Source organism: Rosistilla ulvae (genome assembly GCF_007741475.1).
In the GTDB taxonomy this organism is placed as follows: domain Bacteria; phylum Planctomycetota; class Planctomycetia; order Pirellulales; family Pirellulaceae; genus Rosistilla; species Rosistilla ulvae.
The window spans coordinates 2667460-2686847 of sequence record NZ_CP036261.1 but is presented as its reverse complement, the minus strand read 5'-3'; the positions used below and the strand labels follow the sequence as shown (position 1 = coordinate 2686847).

General features: G+C 58.9%; 16 protein-coding genes. 10 read left to right on the top strand and 6 right to left on the bottom strand.

The window, feature by feature from the left end; all coding sequences use genetic code 11:
* The first annotated feature begins 385 nt into the window (after positions 1-385).
* Both EC9_RS09625 and EC9_RS09620 read left to right on the top strand, forming a co-directional pair.
* Positions 386-3430 carry a VWA domain-containing protein gene (locus tag EC9_RS09625; RefSeq protein ID WP_145344443.1) on the top strand — a complete coding sequence of 1015 codons (3045 nt, stop codon included), beginning with the start codon at positions 386-388 and terminating at the stop codon, positions 3428-3430.
* 1053 nt (positions 3431-4483) lie between these two features.
* Complete coding sequence (locus tag EC9_RS09620; protein WP_145344441.1) at positions 4484-5209, top strand: carboxylesterase family protein; 726 nt, start codon at positions 4484-4486, stop codon at positions 5207-5209.
* 117 nt (positions 5210-5326) lie between these two features.
* Here the strand turns inward: EC9_RS09620 and EC9_RS09615 are convergent, their stop codons facing one another.
* The 4 genes from EC9_RS09615 to EC9_RS09600 are packed head-to-tail and all read right to left on the bottom strand — an operon-like array spanning position 5327 to position 7989.
* Entirely contained in the window at positions 5327-5671 is a 345-nt protein-coding gene (locus EC9_RS09615; protein ID WP_145344439.1) for a cupin domain-containing protein, read from the bottom strand.
* On the bottom strand, positions 5664-6236 hold the full coding sequence (locus EC9_RS09610; protein ID WP_145344437.1) for a sugar O-acetyltransferase: 573 nt from the start codon (positions 6234-6236) through the stop codon (positions 5664-5666). The genes EC9_RS09615 and EC9_RS09610 overlap by 8 nt, the downstream gene beginning before the upstream one ends.
* Positions 6237-6253: 17 nt before the next feature.
* Positions 6254-7153, bottom strand: a complete 900-nt coding sequence (locus tag EC9_RS09605) for a metallophosphoesterase family protein (protein WP_145344435.1) — start codon at positions 7151-7153, stop codon at positions 6254-6256.
* 17 nt (positions 7154-7170) lie between these two features.
* The gene (locus tag EC9_RS09600) at positions 7171-7989 is read right to left on the bottom strand and encodes a lactonase family protein (RefSeq protein WP_246106043.1); all 819 of its coding nucleotides are present in this window, start codon (positions 7987-7989) and stop codon (positions 7171-7173) included.
* 201 nt (positions 7990-8190) lie between these two features.
* Here EC9_RS09600 and EC9_RS09595 point away from each other — a divergent pair, with 201 nt between their 5' ends.
* Entirely contained in the window at positions 8191-8703 is a 513-nt protein-coding gene (locus tag EC9_RS09595) for a MarR family winged helix-turn-helix transcriptional regulator (protein ID WP_145344433.1), read from the top strand.
* Between the two features lie 214 nt (positions 8704-8917).
* Positions 8918-9361 (top strand): DoxX family protein, encoded by a 444-nt coding sequence (locus tag EC9_RS09590; RefSeq protein WP_145344431.1) that lies wholly within the window; start codon positions 8918-8920, stop codon positions 9359-9361.
* A gap of 213 nt (positions 9362-9574) precedes the next feature.
* Here EC9_RS09590 and EC9_RS09585 read toward each other — a convergent pair whose 3' ends face one another.
* The gene (locus EC9_RS09585) at positions 9575-10321 is read right to left on the bottom strand and encodes a class I SAM-dependent DNA methyltransferase (RefSeq protein WP_145344430.1); all 747 of its coding nucleotides are present in this window, start codon (positions 10319-10321) and stop codon (positions 9575-9577) included.
* Positions 10322-10543: 222 nt separating this feature from the next.
* Between EC9_RS09585 and EC9_RS09580 the strand changes: the two genes are divergently transcribed.
* From EC9_RS09580 to EC9_RS09570, 3 genes are read left to right on the top strand one after another with little or no spacing between them, the layout of a single operon-like run.
* Positions 10544-11164, top strand: a complete 621-nt coding sequence (locus EC9_RS09580; RefSeq protein WP_145344428.1) for a TetR/AcrR family transcriptional regulator — start codon at positions 10544-10546, stop codon at positions 11162-11164.
* Between the two features lie 26 nt (positions 11165-11190).
* On the top strand, positions 11191-12420 hold the full coding sequence (locus tag EC9_RS09575; RefSeq protein ID WP_145344426.1) for an efflux RND transporter periplasmic adaptor subunit: 1230 nt from the start codon (positions 11191-11193) through the stop codon (positions 12418-12420).
* On the top strand, positions 12417-15578 hold the full coding sequence (locus tag EC9_RS09570; protein ID WP_145344424.1) for an efflux RND transporter permease subunit: 3162 nt from the start codon (positions 12417-12419) through the stop codon (positions 15576-15578). Before EC9_RS09575 ends, EC9_RS09570 begins: the two co-directional genes overlap by 4 nt.
* A 482-nt stretch (positions 15579-16060) precedes the next feature.
* On the opposite strand, the gene EC9_RS26455 is transcribed toward EC9_RS09570, so the two are convergent.
* Positions 16061-16276: a hypothetical protein gene (locus EC9_RS26455; RefSeq protein WP_218934702.1), complete on the bottom strand. Its 216-nt coding sequence runs from the start codon at positions 16274-16276 to the stop codon at positions 16061-16063.
* On the opposite strand from EC9_RS26455, the gene EC9_RS09565 reads away from it, so the two are divergent.
* The 3 genes from EC9_RS09565 to EC9_RS09555 are packed head-to-tail and all read left to right on the top strand — an operon-like array spanning position 16266 to position 19172.
* Complete coding sequence (locus EC9_RS09565; RefSeq protein ID WP_218934701.1) at positions 16266-17630, top strand: substrate-binding domain-containing protein; 1365 nt, start codon at positions 16266-16268, stop codon at positions 17628-17630. The two genes, EC9_RS26455 and EC9_RS09565, sit on opposite strands and share 11 nt — an antisense overlap.
* Positions 17602-18537, top strand: a complete 936-nt coding sequence (locus EC9_RS09560; RefSeq protein ID WP_315852322.1) for an ABC transporter permease — start codon at positions 17602-17604, stop codon at positions 18535-18537. The genes EC9_RS09565 and EC9_RS09560 overlap by 29 nt, the downstream gene beginning before the upstream one ends.
* The gene (locus EC9_RS09555) at positions 18534-19172 is read left to right on the top strand and encodes an ABC transporter ATP-binding protein (protein WP_145344418.1); all 639 of its coding nucleotides are present in this window, start codon (positions 18534-18536) and stop codon (positions 19170-19172) included. Before EC9_RS09560 ends, EC9_RS09555 begins: the two co-directional genes overlap by 4 nt.
* The last annotated feature ends 216 nt before the right edge of the window (positions 19173-19388 follow it).

Sequence of the window (19388 nt, the reverse complement as noted above, 5' to 3'; positions counted from 1 at the left end):
CCCTCTTGTGCCAACGCAGGGTGTCGGGCAATGGCGTCTCTGCAAGAAGCTGCCGACTGCAATCACCTGATCTCGCTTGGCAGTCAGGTCGAGTCGCAAGTTGCAACTGTTTCAGGTTCATTCAGTCGTTGGGCGTAGACGCTCACGATAACCCGACGCGTAAGCGAGAAAGTCACACGCTGCCTCGTTTCCCCGTCGGGTTACCATTTCCAGAGACGCTCCAGTTTGAAACACTGAATAGCCCTGGCAACTGTTTCAGGGCGGAGTGTTACCCGCTGGCGAAGACGCGATACAATGGGAAATCGAAGGGATTCCAAGGCAGCAATGCCACGGCGATGTCCATTCACCCAATCGACGATTTCTCTTCCTGCAAGGAATATCCGACATGTTTGGCCTACGGCTTGGCTTTGAGCATCCCGGCTACTTGGCCCTGCTGATATTGATTCCGGTGTTTTGGCTCGCCAGCTATCGCGGACTGGCGCTGCTGGGGCCGGTGCGGCGGACTTTTGCGTTGCTGTTGCGAACGCTTGTTGCCGCGGCGATCGTCTTGGCGTTGGCCGGGGTACAGCTGGTCTGGACCGATGACCGGATGACGGTCATGTATCTGTTGGATCAAAGCGAGAGCATCCCGGTGGCCAAGCGGGATGCGATGCTGCAATACGTGATCCGCAACGTCGCCGCCCAACGCAACACAGCTCGCGCCGACAGGGCGGGAATCATCGTCTTTGGTAAAGAGGCGGCGGTGGAGATCCCACCGTTTGACGACGACATTCCCGATCTCCGTCGGTTGGAAAGTTATCTTGGCCGCAAGGATGCCACCAATCTCGAGGCGGCGCTGAAGTTGGCTCAAGCGGCGATGCCCGACGACACCTCGCGGCGGATCGTCGTCGTGACCGATGGGAACGAAAACCTCGGCAACGCGAGTCAGCTGGCATCGCGAATCGCCAGAGCTGGCATCGGGATCGATGTCGTTCCGGTCCAGTTGGATGCGACGTCGGAAGTTCTGGTCGAAAAGATCGATCTGCCTCCCGATATTCGTCGCGGCCAACCGTTTGAAGCCCGCGTGGTGATCAATAACTATTCTCCCGGCGGCGAATCGAAGAAACCGATCCCGGGGCGGTTGGAGGTGACTCGCAAACTTGGCAGCGACGAACAGGTGCTGCTGAACGAACCGATCACGTTGGATCCCGACAAACCGACTGTCTTTCCACTGCGACACACGATCGACCAACCGGCTCCCTATACCTATAAAGCCCGCTTTGTCCCCGACGATCCGGCGAGCGATGCGGTCAGCCAGAACAACGAGGCGTCGGCCTACACGTACGTTCGCGGCAAGGGACGCGTGCTGTTGATCGAAGATTGGGCCAGGCCGGATGAATATCGCGAGATGATCGAGACGCTGCGCAAAGCGGACATCGAGATCGTCGTCATGCCCAGCAACAATCTGTTTACGTCGATGGCCGAACTGCAGGCCTACGACGCGGTGATCATAGCGGGCGTGCCGCGGACCAGCGGCGAGGATGCGGATTCGATCAGCGGATTCGACGACGATCACATCGAGATGCTCGTCCGCAACACGCAACAGCTCGGATGCGGCCTGCTGATGCTCGGCGGACCCGATGCGTTTGGCGCCGGCGGTTGGGCGGGAACGAAGCTTGAAGAGGCGATGCCTGTCGATTTCCAGATCCGCAACACCAAGGTCCAAGCGATCGGCGCGTTGGCGATGATCATGCACGCCTCGGAGATGGCTCAAGGCAATCACTGGCAGAAGGTGGTCGCACGCAGCGCGATCGAAGCCTTGGGGCCGGCCGACTACTGCGGCATCATCCACTGGGCCGCCGGCGGCGACCAATGGTTATGGGGCGGACGAACGGGGCTGCTGCCGGTCGGCAGCGGGAATCGCAGATCGATGCTGGCAGCGGTCAGCCGGATGACGCCGGGCGATATGCCGCAATTCGATCCTGCGATGCAGATGACGCTCGCTGCGTTGAACGCCAACCAAGCCGCTCTGAAACATTGCATCATCATCAGCGATGGCGATCCCAGCCCGGCGGCTGGCGGAACGATCCGCGGATTCGCCAATGCGGGGATCAAGATCAGCACCGTCGCGGTCGCATCGCATGGAACGATCGGCAGCAATCGTTTGCGCGACATCGCCAAAGATACCGGCGGCAAATATTACGAAGCCAAAAGCCCCAAAGCGCTTCCCAAAATCTATCAACGCGAAGCCCGTCGCGTCTCGCGTCCGCTGGTCTACGAACCGCCCGGCGGCGCCACGCCTCAGATCTCCCAGCGACATCCGGTCCTCGAAGGGATCGACGCCCCCTTGCCACCGATCTCGGGATTTGTGCTGACCGAAATCAAACAGAGTCCGTTGGCTCAGGTCTTGATCCGATCGCCGATGCCCGAACAGCCCGACAACCAAACCATCCTCGCCGCTTGGACCTACGGGCTGGGCCGCGCCGCGGTGATGACAACCGACACCGGCAAACGTTGGGCAACCGATTGGCCCGAGTGGGATGGCTACGACAAGTTTTACAGCCAGTTGGTCCGTTGGATCATGCGACCCAGCGGCGACACCGGCAAGTTCACGATGGCGACCAAAGTTGAAGATGGCCGCGTTCGCGTGGTCGTCGAAGCGCTCGACAAAGAGGACGACTTTCTCAACTTTCTCGATATGAATGCGTCGGCGATCGGCCCCGATCTCAGCCCGCTGCCGCTGCAGATGCGACAGGTCGCGCCGGGGCGCTACGTCGGTGAATTTGCGGCGGATGAATCGGGCAGCTACTTCTTAAACGTCGTGCCAGCCGCCGGCGAAGCACCGCTGTCGCAAGGTGTGACCGTTCCCTACAGCAACGAATTCCGCGTCCGCACAGTCAACGAAGCGTTGCTGAAGGCGCTCGCCGATACCGAGCCGAACGGTGGCGAAGCGGGCCAGTTGACCGAGCCGTTGGAAAAGTCGAGCATCGGGGCGCTGACCGATCACGCCACCTTCCGCGGCGGACTGGCGCATGCCCGCAGCATCCGCGACGTCTGGCCGCTGTTTGTGTTGGCCGGGTGCTGCATCTTCCTGGGCGATGTCTTTATCCGCCGCGTGGCGATCGATTTCAGCTGGATCGGCCGCTTGCTGGCCTCCCGTCGCGGGCAAGCCAGCGACGCGGAGAACTCACAGACCGAGAGGATGGCGGCGCTGCGCAGCCGCAAGCTGGAGATCAACGAGGAACTCGATCGCCGCCGCTCGGCAACGCGGTTCGAACCGCGAGGCGATCCGACGCCGGGCGGCTCGACATCCGCTGCCGCGACGACGTCGACCAATCGACCGTCGGCGGGAACTCCAGCCAGCATGGAACCACAAAAAGAAGAGAAGAGCTACACCGAGCGGTTACTGGAAGCGAAGCGGGCGGCGCGGCGAAAGTCGGACGAATCGTAGCCGAGACATGCCGCCTGATATCGAAGCGGCGCGCCACGCAGGAAAAGTGTCGCAGGGCAAGTCCGAGTTGCGATTTGAGGTATCCACCGGTGTGCGTTAACGCGGCGTTGTCCAACGAACCAAGACGCTTGCGCCCACCCCCGTGTGCCACTGGCTCTGCCAGTGCAGCAGAGCCAAGCACGGGCCGAGCCCGTGGCACCCTGAACTCCAACACGTGCTCGACCTTGGTGTGCCACTGGCTCTGCCAGTGCAGCAGAGCCAAGCACGGGCCGAGCCCGTGGCACCCTGAACTCCAACACGTGCTCGACCTTCGTGTGCCACTGGCTGTGCCAGTGCAGCTGAGTGAAGCACGGGCCGAGCCCGTGGTACTCTGAACTCCAATGTGTACTCTTCTCCGTGTGCCACTGGCTGTGCCAGTGCAGCTGAGTGAAGCACGGGCAGAGCCCGTGGCACCCCGAAATTCAACGTGTGCTTGCCTTCGTGTGCCACTGGCTCCGCCAGTGCAGCCGAGTGAAACAGGGGCAGAGCCCGTGGCACCCAGAACTCCAACGTGTGCTCTCCTCCGTGTGCCACTGGCTCCGCCAGTGCAGCCGAGTGAAACAGGGGCAGAGCCCGTGGTACTCTGAACTCCAATGTGTACTCTTCTCCGTGTGCCACTGGCTGTGCCAGTGCAGTCGAGTGAAGCACGGGCCGAGCCCGTGGCACCCCGAATTCCAGCATGTGCTCTCCTCCGTGTGCCACTGGCTCCGCCAGTGCAGCCGAGTGAAACAGGGGCAGAGCCCGTGGCACCCAGAACTCCAACGTGTGCTCTCCTCCGTGTGCCACTGGCTCTGCCAGTGCAGTCGAGTGAAGCACGGGCAGAGCCCGTGGCACCCCGAATTCCAACACGTGCTCGGCCCCGTGTGCCACTGGCTGTGGCAGTGCAGCCGAACGAATCACGGGCCGAGCCCGTGGCACCCTGAACTCCAACCCGTGCCACCGATTTTGTGGCATCAGCCGACGGCGGGTGTTTACAATACATCGCTTTCCCAACCTCGATGGAGCTAACTCGCGATGCGTTTTCTGACCTGTCTAATTCTCGTTGTCAGCTGTGCGGTTTGTCTTGTCGTTCCGGCGGCAGCGGACGATGCGAACCAAGCCGCCGTTCATCTGGACGCCAAGGTAGAGGTGCAGATGGATTATCTGTTGTACCTGCCGAAGGACTACGACAAGCAGAAATCATGGCCGTTGGTGCTGTTCCTGCACGGAGCGGGTGAGCGTGGCGACGATCTGGACCTTGTAAAAATGCACGGCCCGCCGCGGTTGGTCGAAGAGGGGAAGGAGTTTCCGTTTATCGTCGTATCGCCTCAATGTCCCAAAGGTCGCTGGTGGCGAGAGTTTGAATTGATGGCGTTGTTGGACGATGTGATCGCGACGCACAACGTCGATGAAGACCGTGTCTATGTGACCGGTTTGAGCATGGGGGGCTTTGGCAGTTGGGGCTTGGCGGCGTTCAGTCCCGATCGCTTTGCCGCTATCGCACCGATCTGTGGCGGTGGCGAACCTCGCTCGACAAGGAACTTCACACACGTCCCGGTCTGGGCATTCCACGGTGCCAAAGACACAGCGGTTCCGTTGGAGCGAACGCAGGCGATGATCGACGCATTGAAGCGGCAAGGGGCGGAGCCGAAGCTGACGATCTATCCCGAAGCGGGCCACGATTCGTGGACCGAAACCTACAACAACCCCGCATTTTATGAATGGTTGTTGGCGCAAAAACGCGTCGCCCAAGAAGACTAATGCAGCCAGCAAACAGTTTTTGGTTTAACCGCGTGGGCAACGCCCCGCGCGTTTTTGAAGGCGACGCGGCCCGATGGGCTCGCGGTTAAACAAAAAACAAAGTTCGTCCGTAGCGATTCAGTCCTGGTAGAAGACCGCTAACCAAACGGTCGGCTCGGTCGCCGATGTCGATTCGACGCGGTGGCGGCGATGCGCTGCGATGTCGACGTGATCCCCAGGGATCACGTCGATCGATTCCTGCGGATCGGCGAACTGCAGCGTCGCAGCCCCTTGCAGCAGCAGCACCCACTCGCGCTCGGGCTGGTCGTACCAGAAGCCGTCTGGGCTGCGATGCCCCGTCGAAACGATCCGCTCCACGCGGACGCCGCGTCCGGTAGCGAGGATGTCCGTCAATTCTTCGGGGACGTTTTGGGGAAGGTTGGCCAACAGATTGCCCGGCCGCGCGGCTGCCTCTTCACTCATCGGAATCCCCCGCGATGTTCTCGCGGATCACGCGACAGGGATTCCCCGCCGCGAGCACTCCCTCGGGGATGTCTTTTGTGACCACGCTTCCTGCACCGATCACGGTCCGGGAGCCGATCGTCACGCCCGGCAGGATGATCGCCCCGCCGCCGACCCAGACATCCGAACCGATCGAGACCGGTTTACCGAACTCCTGCGTCCGCCGCAGTTTCGCTTCCAACGGATGCGATGCTGTGTAGATCTGCACGCCCGGACCGAAGAAGCTGAAGTCGCCGATGTCGACCGCGCAGACGTCCAGAACGACGCAGTTGAAATTGAAATAGACGCGTTGCCCCAGCCGGATGTTGCTGCCGTAGTCGCAGTAGAAAGGGGGCTGAATCCAGACCGAATCGCCGCCGCTGCCAAGCAGTTCGGTCAGCAGGCGACGTCGTAGTTCCTGGTCCCGCTCGCGCGAAGCGTTCAAGTCGTGGCAGAGGTCGCGAGCACGTTCGCGCTGGTCAACCAATTCCGGATCCAACGCGTCGTATAACGCGCCGGCAAGCATCTTCTCTCGTTCGCTTCGCAATGCGGTAAACCTTGTTGTTAGGATTGCGTCTCCCACAGGTAGCTGTCCTGTTTACGGAAGCCGGTGATTTTCAGCGTGCTATCGGGCTGAACGTCCAGCAGCGTGTAGGCGTTGCTGGCCTGATCGCCCCCTTCGACCATCGCTACCAGTGTACAGTAATGGATGCCGCCGATTTCCTTCAAATCGTTGCGGTGGCTGTGCCCTTGGAAGACCGCCAACACGTTGCCCGAAGCTTCGAACAGCTGTCGCGCCGCGGCGTTGTTTTTCACGCCATGGTGGTTGCTGACATCCAAACGTTGGTGAGCGAAGACGATCGTCGGCTTATCGTTTGCCTTCAGGTCGGCGGCCAGCCAATCGAGCTCCGCCGGCGGGAGGTTGGCATCGGTCCACTTAAAGTTTTTCCGTTGATACGGCTGCCCGTCGCTGCGGAAACAGGAATCCAACACGATGAAGTGGAACCCGCCGCGATCAAACGAATAATATGACTTCGGCTGCTCCACCGCCCCCAGGAACTCTTCTTTTTTCAGCGTATCGACGCAGTGGTTTCCCAACACGTAGTGACGGTCTTTGCAGATCGCCGAAAAGGGACGGTTGATCGTCTGCAGGTAGCGGCTTTCGGTTTCGACGCTATCGGCGGCGTCGATCAGATCGCCCAGTTCGACAAGCATCTGCGGCTGCTCTCGCTCGAATTGCTTCGCCGCTTCGTCCAGCTTGCCCAAGGTCTTGCGGTAGTGTCGCGATCCGCCCGGCGGCTTGTCGGCGTAGTGCAGATCGGTCACCAAGGCGACGCGCACGCCAGCCGGTTTCTCGGCGGCCAAAAGCGACGTCGGACCGGCTGCAGCGGCTGACAGAATCAGCGTTCCATTTTTCATGAACGCGCGGCGTCCGCCCAGTCTATTTTCTTGTTGTTGGTTCATCGGAGGGAGCCGGTTAGTTATTTGGTTTGGATCAGTTTCAGTCCGGTCGTCGCGTCGGGGACCGCGCGGGTCACGCGGCCGGTGCATCCGGTCCCTTTGACGCAGCGACCGCTGGCGACCAGAAGTTCACCGCCCGGGAGTTTTTCGATGCCCAAAGAGCAATTGAATTTGTAGCGTCCGATCATCTTGAAGTTGGCGTCGGTGACCAAGGTTTCGGCGGGACTGCCGTAACAACCGAACCACCAGCGGTCGTGAGCGAACGTGGCGGTTTGGATGCCCAATAAGGTTTGTCCGCTGGCGACAATGTGCTTCTTAACGAATGTAAAATCGGCGTCGTACTGGTAGACGTAGTTCACTTCGATATCGGATGGCAGACCGCCGACGACGTAGAATCTGCCGTCGTAAACGCCGATCCCGCCGGCACCGTGGAAGACCTCTTGGGTCTCGTGGCGAGCGACTTCCTTCAGATCTGCCGCATCGTAGACGTAGACCCACGAATCGGCATTCCCCTGGGGATCGTTGAATCGGCCCAGATTGACGGCAACGTAGATCTTCCCTTCGTCGACGCAGAGGTCGCCATGGTGGTTGGCGACAGGGATTTTCGTGATCACCTCTCCGTCGAGATCGGTTTTGACAAGCGTCGTGGTAAAGCTCCAATAGATCGCATCGCCATCGGTGCAGACGCCTTGCAGGTGATGCGGGTAGGCCCCTTCGCAATCGACTTGATTGGGAAATGTGGAGACTGTTTTTTCGGCGGGCTTGGTGTCGTCGGCCGACAGGCCGGGAGCGACCGCAGCCGCGAGGATCATCAGGAAAGCGATTGAAGCAAATTTCATCCGTCGACTCTTTCGATGTGGTGGGGAATTCTAGGTGTGATTCATTGGCGGTTTACCGAGGCCCTATTCTACCAGTTCCCAATGTCCGCGCTAGCGGATCGTCGACGGTGTCGGCTTCTGGCTCCATTTTGTCCGTTCTCCTCCCCAAACGTGCAACGCTTGTCACTTGACTCGCAATTGGTCGTCACGTAAAGTATTTTCATGGCACCAAAAAAGAGAAGTGAGCCGACGCAAGTCCGGCGACCGCTGCAGCAAGAGCTCAAGAAGAAGGCTCCGTTTACGTCGCCACATCAGGAGGCGGTGCTGAATGTGCTGCGGACCAGCGACCAGTTTCAAAATCGCTTTGGGCGGCTTCTGCGGAAGTATGGCCTGACCGGTTCGCAGTACAACGTGTTGCGAATCTTGCGAGGGGAGGGAAAACCTTTGCCAAGCCTGGAAATTGCCGATCGGATGATCCAGGTCGTACCCGCGATCACCGGTTTGATCGATCGACTGGAAAAGCAGGGCTTCGTTAGCCGAGACCGCAGCACCATCGATCGTCGCGTGGTCAACGTCGCGATCACGAATAAGGGGCTCGACGTTTTGGAACCGCTAGATCGGCCTGTGAACACGTTGCACAAACAGCTTCTCAAGCACCTCGATCGCAGCGAACTGACGCAACTCAGTCATCTGTTGGAGAAAGCTCGCAGCCGGATCGACGCTTTGGACGATTGAGTCGTCTCCCCTTTTTGCCGCATGCTTGATGCATCAACAGAGTTCCCAGCGAGTATGAAAAACGAGTGAAGTTTGCCGCTGTCGACGCGTTTTATCGATAGACGGTTTGAATTGGGATTATCCCCACAACGAAGCATTTCCAATCGGCAGCTCCTTTGTTCGGGACCTGTCCCACGACTCAACCACCACTTCAATTTTCGAGGAGCCACACAAGATGACCAGCAACCCCCTTCAAGGCGCCGCCGCCGTATTGGGCCGAATCATGATCGCAACCATCTTTTTGATGAGTGCGATCGGCAACAAGATTCCTAAGTTCAATGACGTTGCCGCCTACATGGGCTCCGAAGGCGTCCCGATGCCGAAGGTGATGTTGGCCGGGGCGATCGTGTTTCTGATCGCCGGCAGCCTGTCGATCATCCTGGGCTTCAAAGCCCGCATCGGTGCGACGCTGTTGTTGGTCTTCCTCGTCCTGGCTACCTACTTCTTCCACGACTTCTGGACCTTTGAAGGAGACGCCAAACAGATGCAGATGATTCAGTTCATGAAAAATCTGTCGATGATGGGAACGATGATCTTCTTGATAGCTCAAGGTTCCGGCCCGATGAGTCTCGACAATCGCAGCACACATGTGCGGGAAGAGGAATCGCCCGCGGAGTAAGGTGGGGTGTGTCGGCCTCCGGCCTCGGCATTTTGTTTGCCCAAGGCAGACCGGCGGTTTACACCGCCGGCAATTCGTGTGTCGGCCTCCGGCCTGGGCATTTTGTTTGCTCAAGGCGGACCGGCGGTTTACACCGCCGGCAATTCATGTGTCGGCCTCCGGCCTGGGCCGTGCGTCTGCTGCCGCTCCACGGTTGGGAGAGCCGAATTGCTGTCAGGCGGCGGGCTTGCTCGCGATTAGGCCGCAGCGGTGTGGTAGGAGGTCGGCGGTGCCAAATTTTCGCGTCTTGCGGACTTCGAAACCGACTTGATTCAGTTGGGCTGCGAGCTGGTCGGCGTCGAACAGTTGGGCGGTGTGCGTTTCGGTCGCGCGGCGGTAGGCGGTGTCGACTTTGCGAAACGAGGTGATGTGGCGATGCAGCCGCTGTTTCGCGTCGTCGTTTTCGTAGCGGACCAGACAGGCCCAGTCTTCGCCTTCGGAAAACGTTCGCTGGCCATTTTGATTGAGTCCGATTTCGGTGACGTCAAAGATGAACAGACCGCCCGGTTCCAGGGCGTCGAAGAGACGGCGAAACAAGTCGAAAAGATCGGGATCGTCCCAGGAGGTCGTTCGATAACAAAGGACCTCGCTGAGTGCCGTCACTGCGCGGCAGCGGGGGAATTCGTAATCCCAGACCGAGGCGACGTGGAATTCTGCCGATGGCAGCCGCTTGGTTGCCAGATCGATCATCGCCGCTGAGATGTCGACTCCGACGGGCGCAAATCCGGCCGCGGCCAATCGCTGCGTCCATCGGCCTCCGCCGCAACCGAGGTCGACAATCGTGCCCCGATCGATTCCGGCGGCTCGAAAAATCTCTAACAGCCCCGGCTCCCAGCTCGCGCACAATCCGCTGTAGCCGACGTCATGGATGTACGCGACATCGTCCTCGTAAAGGCGGTCGGTTTGTGGGTTGGTTGGCATCTGTTACCTCCTTGGTCCTCGAACGCGCGGTCAGCTCCGCAAGCCCGATCTTCGTTTTGTCTACCGCCAGTTTTTAGCGGATCGATCCCGATCGTGCAGGCGATGGAGACAACGGCGGCGAGCCGGACGACTCGACTCCCTTGAAAAAACGCTACCCGCCGTGAACCTCTGGTGGCGCAACCCGCTCAGGGATGCCGGGCGGAAAGCTCAGAAGGATGTCGCTTGCATACCGACCGGTCGGTCGGTATGATCGCCAAAATGGGAAACAATGATCAAACTTCCGAAACGCCCGACACGGTAACACGGATTCTCGACGCCGTGATGGTGTTAATTCGCGATGGCGGGCTGCCAGCGGTGACTCTGTCTGCAGTTTGCCGCAAGGCAGGTCTCAGCAAGGGGGGGCTAATGCATCATTATCCGTCGAAGGAAGCGTTGGTCAACGCGTTTCTACATCGGGGCGGGGAGGAGCATTTGGCGCTCGTTCGGCAGGCGACGCAGCCACATCCGGCTGGATCGGGAAAACGGTTGCGGGCGTATGTCGATTTGTTTCTCGGCGAATCGACCACTTTGCAGTGCGACGAGGATCGCGATTGTGCCGCCGTGATGATGGCCTTGATTCAAGGGGGCCGCGACAGCGAAGAGGTCCGGAAGTTTTACGAATCCCTGCATCAGATGTTAAGCGGCGATGGCGTCTCGGATGATTTTCTGGAATTGGTTCTGGCGACCGTCGACGGGGTTTGGCTGCAGTCGGTGATCGACCCCCTCGAGACGATGGGGCCGCGGTCCGAACGGATCCGGCAGAGCCTGACGCGTTTGATCGCCGATGAAATCGCCGGCAAATAACCGAACAACTTTAGGAAACGACAACGATGAATCAAACGGTTGCTCCCCGTTCACGACTGCGATGGCTTCGCACGGCGATCGGATCGGTGCTGGTCGTGTTAGCGGTGGTCGGCATTTTGGCGGCGATCGGCTATGCCAAGACGATGCAGATCAAAGCGGCGATGGCCGCGCCCCCGCCACCCGAAATGCCGATCTCGGTCACCGTGGCGACAGCTGAAGCGAGTTCCTACCGCCGATCTTCGGTGGTCGTGGGAAACGTTTTGGCTCCCGAATCGATTCGGTTGCAGACCGAACTTGCCGGCGTTGTCACCGAGATCCCGATGATTCCCGGTGGCGTCGTCGAAAAGGGAGACGTGTTGTTGCGGTTGGATATCCGCACCGAAGAGGCGATGTTAAAAAGCCTGGAAGCGTCGCGCAAGCTTGCTCAATCGACAGTCGAACGTTCGCGACAACTCAATCGCATCAACGCGGGTAGTGAGTCGGAATTGGATGTCGCCGAGGCGGAACTGTCGCGAGCCGATGCGGGAATCGAAGAATTGAAGGTGCGAATCGACAAGAAGACGCTGCGGGCTCCCTTCCGGGCGAACGTCGGGCTGTTCGATTTGCATGTCGGCCAGTACCTGGTCGAAGGAACGGAGATCACCATCTTGGAAGGGATCTCCGATTATCTGAATATCGACTTCTCGATGCCTGCACACGTGGCCGATGCCATCTCGATCGGCGACGAGGTGTCGCTGCGTGTGCGATCGGCTCAAGAGCACGCGACGGCCACGATCGTCGCGTTGGACGCGTCGGCGAATCCGGTTTCGAGGTCGCTGACCGCTCGGGCCCGATTGTTGAATCCACCGGCTAAATTGCAGCCGAACGATTCGGTTCACGTCACGGTGATGTATGGCGATCCCATTCCGGCACGGCTGATTCCCGCCTCGGCGGTTCGTCGGGGGCCCAGCGGGTCGCTGGTCTTTGTCGCGGGGGAAACCGACAGCGGACTGCGGGCTCAATCGCGGAACGTCGTCGTCCTCTCCGGCGGCAGCGCGGTCGCGCGGGTGATCGATGGGATCGAGGCGGGGGAAGCGATCGTCGCCGACGGTTCGTTCAAAGTCTACGAAGGAGCGTTGTTGAGCGACAAGCAGGCCGACATATCGCAAACCGCTGAGAGGGCTGCGGGCGAGTCGATACCTTCCGCCGCTCACGGCGCCGACCCGGCCAGCGCGACCAAGATCGAACACGTCGTCGAAATGGAGGCCGGGAAATGAAATCGTTTACCGACATTTTCATCCGTCACCCGGTCCTGGCGATCGTGGTCAATCTGATCTTGGTCCTGGTAGGGATCCGCTGTGCCGCGTCGCTCCCCATTCAACAATTTCCAAAACTGGAAAGCACCTCGATCACCGTCACGACGATCTATTTTGGCGCCAGTGCCGAAACGGTCCGCGGATTTTTGACGACTCCCATCGAACGGGCGGTCTCGTCGATCGCGGGAATCGATTATGTGGAATCGAGCAGCATCGCGGGGATCAGCACGGTCACGCTGCGATTGAATTTGAACCATGATTCGACCAAGGCGCTCGCCGAAGTGAACGCGCGGTTGCAGCAGGTGCGCAGCGAATTACCTTCCGAAGCCGAGCCGCCATCGATCGAATTGGTCCGCGCCGATCGCCCCTACGCCACGTTTTATCTGAGCTTTACGTCGGATCGATTCGATCTGCCGGCGCTGACCGATTATCTGACTCGCAACGTGCAACCGCGGCTATCGATTATCAGAGGCGTGCAGAAGGTGGGCATCGAAGCGGGGCAGACCCCGGCGATGCGGATCTGGATCTCGCCGCAACGGCTCAGCGAGCTGAATCTAACGCCCGGCGATGTCTATTCGGCGCTGCAGCGGAACAACTTTCTGGCAGCGATTGGGCAAGTGAAAAACGATTCAGTGCAGGTCGACCTGTTGACCAACACCGACCTTCGCAGCGTCGATGAATTCGCTGACTTGATCGTTTGGCAATCCCCTTCGTCCGCCAGCGGCCCCGGGACGATCATCCGTCTGTCGGATGTCGCTCGGGTCGAACTTGGAAGCGAGGAACCGACGGCTACGGCGATGTATCGTGGTCGCGAGGCGATCTATGTGAGCGTCTGGCCATTGCCCGGCAGCAATGAGATCGAAGTCGCAACGCGTCTGCGGGCCGCGATGGCAGAATTGCAGCCCGATCTGCCGGCGCATATCGATATGGAACTGGCTTACGACGGCACCAAGTTCATGTCGAAATCGTTGGCTGAAATTTCCAAGACGCTCAGCGAAACGATTTTGATCGTCGGCTTCGTCGTGTTCCTGTTCATGGGCTCGGTACGAACGGCGATCGTCCCCTTGGTCGCGATGCCGGTCTCGTTGGTTGGCGCGGCGATCGTGATGTATCTGATGGGCTTCTCATTAAACCTGTTGACGCTGTTGGCGATCGTGCTGGCTGTGGGGTTGGTTGTCGACGACGCGATTGTCGTCGTCGAAAACGTGCAGCGGCATCTGCAGGAAGGTCACGACAAGATCAAGGCCGCACTGATGGGATCGCGTGAACTTGTCGGTCCGATTTTGGCGATGACGATCACGCTGGCCACGGTCTATGCGCCGATCGGTTTTCAAGGCGGTCTGACGGGGATGCTGTTCCGCGAGTTTGCGTTTACGTTAGCCGCGGCGGTTGTCGTTTCGGGGATCGTAGCGGTCACGCTGTCGCCGATCATGAGTGCTTACCTGGTCCCTTCGGGAGGCCGCGAAGGAGCGATGACCCGTTTCGTGAACCGGATGTTCGCAGCGATTCGCGACTTCTACGGCAGGCTGTTGGGCGGAGTCTTGCAGTTGCGTTGGTCGATCGCTTTGGCGACGCTGTTGGCCGGAGCGGCGGCCGTTCCGTTGTACATCTTCTCCCCAAAAGAACTTGCGCCGGTCGAAGATGAAGGAGCGGTTGCGGTGATGCTGACCGCGGCTCCCGATTCGACGCTGGCATCGTCGACCCGTTGGTCGGGACAATTGTCCGACAGCTTTCAAGGGATCGAAGAGACCGATTACATGTGGGCCGTGGTCACGGCCAGCGGTGGGTTCGGCGGCTTGATTACCAAGGATTGGGACGAGCGCGATCGCAATACTCAGGAAATGTTGCCGGAGGTGTTTGGCACCGCGTCGCAGAACCCGGGGCTGGAAGCGTTTCCAGTGCTTGTGCCGCCGTTGCCAGGAGCTGGGAATTTTGATGTCGAGTTGGTGCTGAAGAGCGATCTGCCGGTCTCGCGACAGCGGGAACTGGCTGAAGAAATCGTGCAGCGGGCGCGGGAGGCGAACATGTTTATGTTTGTCGATGCCGATCTGAAGGTCGACCTGCCGCAGGCACGCGTGATCGTCGATCGCGAACGACTGGCCGATCTCGGGCTCGACCAAGCGGCTGTCGGTCGCGAGCTGGGCGTTTTGTTGGGAGGCGGTTACGTCAACCGATTCAACTATTTCAATCGCTCGTATCGAGTCATCCCACAACTGGAAGCTGTCGATCGGCAATCGACTGGGGCTTTGATGGATCTACGTGTTCGTGGACCTTCGGGGGAATTGATTCCCGTATCGACCTTCGCGTCGATCGAACCGGAAACCGCCCCGCGGACGCTCAGCCGATTCCAACAGCAGAGTTCGTTCAAGGTCTTCGCGGCCGTCTTCCCCGGCGTCACCAAAGAGCAAGGGCTGACCGTATTAGAGGATATCGCGGAATCGGTTGTCGGGTCGACGATGACACTCGATTACGCCGGTGAATCGCGCCAGATCCGCAACGAATCGGGTTCGTTGGCGGTGACGCTTGGCTTCGCGCTGCTGCTGATTTATCTGGTCCTCGCGGCCCAGTTTAAATCGTTCCGCGATCCGTTGATCGTGTTGTTCGGTTCGGTGCCGTTGGCGATGACCGGCGTTCTGACGTTAACCTGCTTAGACTTCACCACGATCAACATCTATTCGCAAGTCGGTCTGATCACGCTTGTTGGTTTGGTCGCCAAGAACGGAATCTTGATCGTCGAGTTTGCCAACGTGTTGCAGGAGACGGGAATGGCCAAGCGCGCGGCGATCATCGAAGCGTCGCAAACACGTTTGCGTCCGGTGTTGATGACATCGGCGGCGACGATCTTGGGACACTTGCCGCTGGTCTTCGTGACCGGCGCGGGAGCTCAAGCTCGCAACAGCATCGGGATCGTGTTGGTTGCCGGAATGGCCGTCGGCACCGTCTTTACCCTGTTTGTCGTCCCAGCGCTCTACCTGTTGCTGGCTGCCTCGCATCGGCACGACACCCGCGATTTCGAACGCTCTCAGGAAGCGATCGACCATTTGTCCCCCACTGCCCATCGCAGCAGCGACTCGCAAGAAGCAGTCGGCAACCGCGATCAGCATCCAAGCTTGGCGTGAGCCACGCGGCTCGGGAGACCAAGGGACTGGTAGCAGTGCCGTCTCGCTACTCGCGTTTGCCCACATGCTAGTCGCATGGGGCGAGTGCTCCGTCGACCGATCCTCCGAATCGAGGCCGACGCATCAAATTTGCGCGACGGATCGCGTTGCGACTGGGGCACTGCCAAACCGATGTCATCGGAGAGGCCCATGTGTTCCGTATGAGCAACGAGACATGCGATCTTGTCGCAGAATTGCGGTGGGATGCCCCAGTTTTCAGCACCAGGCGATGTGAAAGGTTGGGTTTGGAAACAGGAGTGAATGATTCGCAGTGCTGCTGGAGTGAGTCCGCAGGCCGAACGTACTGGCAGAGATGCTAACGTTGCCAGTCACGATGGCGAAAGTACCGTGCCAATCAAATCAGTGGTTTTCTGTCCGGTTCTAAGGAAACAAGCGAAGTACGCTTGCCTAAGGTCCTACAGGGTAACGATGCGGGAAATCGATCATGGTATGCTGGCTTCCTTCCTTTCTTTCGACAGCTTGAAATTGGTAAACATGTCATCGAAGAATCGTTTTTTACTGCTCATCATCGTGTCAGCTGTTTCGCTGGCTGGAATTTTTGCCACGTTGAATTTTGGCAGGCAGCCAACCACGGACGTCCAGCAAAAGCCGTTGGTGCTGTACTGTGCCGCCAGCAACCGTGCGGTGATGGAGTCCATTCGCGCGGACTACGAACGGGAGTTCGGCCGCAAGGTGGAGATCCAGTACGGCCCGTCACAAACCTTGCTGTCATCCATCGAGGTGACTCGGTCGGGAGATCTATTCTTGCCAGCCGATGACAGCTATATCGAGATGGGACGTGAGAAGCAATTGATCGCTGAGGTGTTGCCGATCGCGCGGATGCAGGCGGTGGTCGCAGTCAAGCGAAACAACCCCAAGTCGATCGAGCAGTATTCGGACCTGCTTCGCGATGAGGTGCGGCTGGTTCTGGCCAGTCCCGATTCGGCTGCGATTGGCAAAGTCGTTCGTGAGGTATTGAGTGTCGATAACCAATGGGAACCGATGGCCTCGTCCGCGAGCGCGTTACGAGCAACTGTCAATGAAGTGGCTAACGATGTAACGATCGGCGCAGCAGATGCCGCGATCGTCTATGACGCTGTCTTGCACACTTATGAAGAGCTCGAGTACGTCGAGTTGCCAGAACTGGCTGATGCCGCTTCTCAAATTTCGGTGGGAGTGATCGCGTCGACGGACCAGCCCCAGGCGGCGCTCCATTTCGCCCGCTATCTTTCGGCGCAAGACCGCGGACTGCAGCATTACGCTGAGTTTGGTTTTCGCACCCAAGGCGGAGACGCTTGGAGCGACGTGCCGGAGTTGTCGATTTTTGCTGGCTCGATGTTGCGTCCTGCAATCGAGGAAACGATCGCCGCGTTTGAAAAACGCGAAGGCATCAAGGTCAACCGAGTTTACAATGGCTGCGGAATCTTGGTTGCTCAAATGAAGGCGGGGCAACACCCGGACGCCTATTTCGCGTGCGATTCGGAATTCATGAACCAAGTTCACGATCTGTTTCCCGAGCCGGTTCCGGTCTCGCAAAACGAACTGGTAATTTTGGTACAAAAAGGCAATCCAAAAAACATCCGTTCGTTGCGGGATTTAGCTCGCAAGGACTTGCGAGTGGGGATTGGACACGAGCATCAATGTGCGATGGGATGGATCACGCAAAACACCTTCCGCGAAGGTGGAATCCAGCAAAAGGTGATGCCCAACGTGACGGTTCAGTCGCCGACGGGCGACATGCTGGTGAATCAAATGCTGACCGGTTCGCTCGACACCGCCGTGGCCTATTTGAGCAACGCAGCGGGTGCGTCGGAATCGTTAGATGCGATCCGAATCCAAGACATCTCATGTAGCGTTGCAACTCAACCCTGGGCGGTCGCGGAAGAGTCGAAGTACCCAGAATTGGCCGGGCGGCTGTTCCAACAAATCTGCTCGCAATCATCGCAGGGGATATTCGCTGCCGAAGGTTTTCGTTGGCAAATGGATGCGAACACGGAAAACGATCACCAATAGTACGGCTTCAAAATCCGACAACTCTTCAGCTCTCACAACTATGACAAACGAAGTCGAACCTGATATAGCTGCAACAACGACAAAGGGGCTTGCAGCTCGTCGCCGACGAAGCGATGTGCCGTTCTTTCTCGTCATGAGCGCGATCTCCGCCCTCTTTGTGCTGCTGATTGTCTTGCTGTTGGCTGCCGACATCCTGTTTACGTCGTTTTCTGACTTTACTGCGGCGCTGACGAAGCCGGAAATCCAAGTGGCGTTTCGGCTGACCATGTTGTCCTGTACCGCTGCGGCGATCCTTTCGATTTGGGTTGCCACGCCGCTGGGATATCTGCTCTCTCGCTATCGTTTTCCCGGGCGCTGGCTGATCGACACGTTGGTGGACATCCCGATTGTGCTGCCGCCATTGGTGTTGGGCCTTAGTTTGTTAATTCTATTTCACCTTCCGATCGGTGGTTGGGAACTCGAAGCCTGGCTCCGCGACAGTGTCGGTTTTCCCATTACGTATCGCTGGCCCGCCGTGGTGCTGGCGCAATTTTCGGTGGCCTGTGCGTTTGCCGTGCGCACGATGCGGGTGACGTTCGACCAGATCGACCCTCGTGCCGAAGACGTCGCACGCACGCTCGGCTGCACCCGCGCCCAAGCGTTCATGCAGATCGCGATCCCCCAGGCGTGGCGTGGTATGATCGCGGCAACCACGATTGCGTGGGCACGGGCGTTGGGAGAATTCGGACCGATCTTGGTCTTTGCGGGGGCGACACGAATGCGTACTGAGGTACTCTCGACGACGGTGTTTTTAGAACTCAGTGTCGGACAGCTGGATGCCGCCGTCGCGGTCTCGCTACTGATGGTCGCGATGGCGGTTGTCGTGCTGCTGGTCTTGCGAGTTTTGGGAACAGGATTGACGGCATGATCGAACTACGTGACGTCACCATCGGGGCGGGTGAATTCCGACTGAGGCAGTTATCGTTTCAGGTTCGCTCCGGCGAATACGTGGCATTGATGGGCCGAACCGGACGTGGCAAAACAACGATCCTCGAAGCGATCTGCGGGCTGCGTCGAATTCATCATGGCCAAATACTAATCGAGGGAACGGACGTCACCGATTGGATGCCCGGCGACCGACAAATCGGATATGTACCACAAGACCTCGCGCTGTTTCCCACGCTCAGCGTCGCCGAACACTTGACGTTTGCTCTGAAGCTGCGTGGCCAATCGCGTGCCGCGATGAAGCATCGATCGGAAGAGCTGAGCGAGATGTTGGGCATCACGTCGTTGCTAAGTCGCAAGATCGATGGGCTCAGTGGCGGAGAGTCTCAGCGTGTGGCGCTCGGCAGAGCGTTATCGTTTCATCCAAGCGTGCTGTTGCTCGATGAGCCGCTCAGCGCACTGGACGAATCGACGCGACTGGAGATGCGTGAGTTGCTGCGGCGGGTCAAGGAAAACACTGGCGTGACGACGCTGCATGTCACCCACAGCAGCACCGAGGCGGCCGCGCTTGCCGACCGTCGGTTTGTGCTCGATGACGGCAAGATCACCGCTGAATGAACGTTGCTTTGACCATTCCAGTTGCACATTGGTTCGGCCGCAATTGCGACAGGGATTTAGCAACTAGCCGGTGGGGGTGAGCGTAGCGAAGACCAGCGGAAAACTAAGAATTAGGATTGTTGGTAGCGGAATTCGTCAAGACTTTCGTTGAATTTGCCCGCCGATCCGAAACTCTTGACGAGTTACGCTACGCTAAAAATAAGCTGCGACGCTGCG

Bases quoted from the DNA above. Each gene is read 5' to 3' on its own strand.
- EC9_RS09605 (WP_145344435.1), bottom strand. From the start codon at position 7,153: ATGAACCAACAACAAGAAAATAGACTGGGCGGACGCCGCGCGTTCATG.
- EC9_RS09590 (WP_145344431.1), top strand. From the start codon at position 8,918: ATGACCAGCAACCCCCTTCAAGGCGCCGCCGCCGTATTGGGCCGAATC.
- EC9_RS09625 (WP_145344443.1), top strand. From the start codon at position 386: ATGTTTGGCCTACGGCTTGGCTTTGAGCATCCCGGCTACTTGGCCCTG.
- EC9_RS09570 (WP_145344424.1), top strand. From the start codon at position 12,417: ATGAAATCGTTTACCGACATTTTCATCCGTCACCCGGTCCTGGCGATC.
- EC9_RS09585 (WP_145344430.1), bottom strand. From the start codon at position 10,321: ATGCCAACCAACCCACAAACCGACCGCCTTTACGAGGACGATGTCGCG.
- EC9_RS09565 (WP_218934701.1), top strand. From the start codon at position 16,266: ATGGAGTCCATTCGCGCGGACTACGAACGGGAGTTCGGCCGCAAGGTG.
- EC9_RS09595 (WP_145344433.1), top strand. From the start codon at position 8,191: ATGGCACCAAAAAAGAGAAGTGAGCCGACGCAAGTCCGGCGACCGCTG.
- EC9_RS09575 (WP_145344426.1), top strand. From the start codon at position 11,191: ATGAATCAAACGGTTGCTCCCCGTTCACGACTGCGATGGCTTCGCACG.
- EC9_RS09620 (WP_145344441.1), top strand. From the start codon at position 4,484: ATGCGTTTTCTGACCTGTCTAATTCTCGTTGTCAGCTGTGCGGTTTGT.
- EC9_RS09560 (WP_315852322.1), top strand. From the start codon at position 17,602: ATGCGAACACGGAAAACGATCACCAATAGTACGGCTTCAAAATCCGAC.
- EC9_RS09615 (WP_145344439.1), bottom strand. From the start codon at position 5,671: ATGAGTGAAGAGGCAGCCGCGCGGCCGGGCAATCTGTTGGCCAACCTT.
- EC9_RS26455 (WP_218934702.1), bottom strand. From the start codon at position 16,276: ATGGACTCCATCACCGCACGGTTGCTGGCGGCACAGTACAGCACCAAC.
- EC9_RS09555 (WP_145344418.1), top strand. From the start codon at position 18,534: ATGATCGAACTACGTGACGTCACCATCGGGGCGGGTGAATTCCGACTG.
- EC9_RS09600 (WP_246106043.1), bottom strand. From the start codon at position 7,989: ATGAAATTTGCTTCAATCGCTTTCCTGATGATCCTCGCGGCTGCGGTC.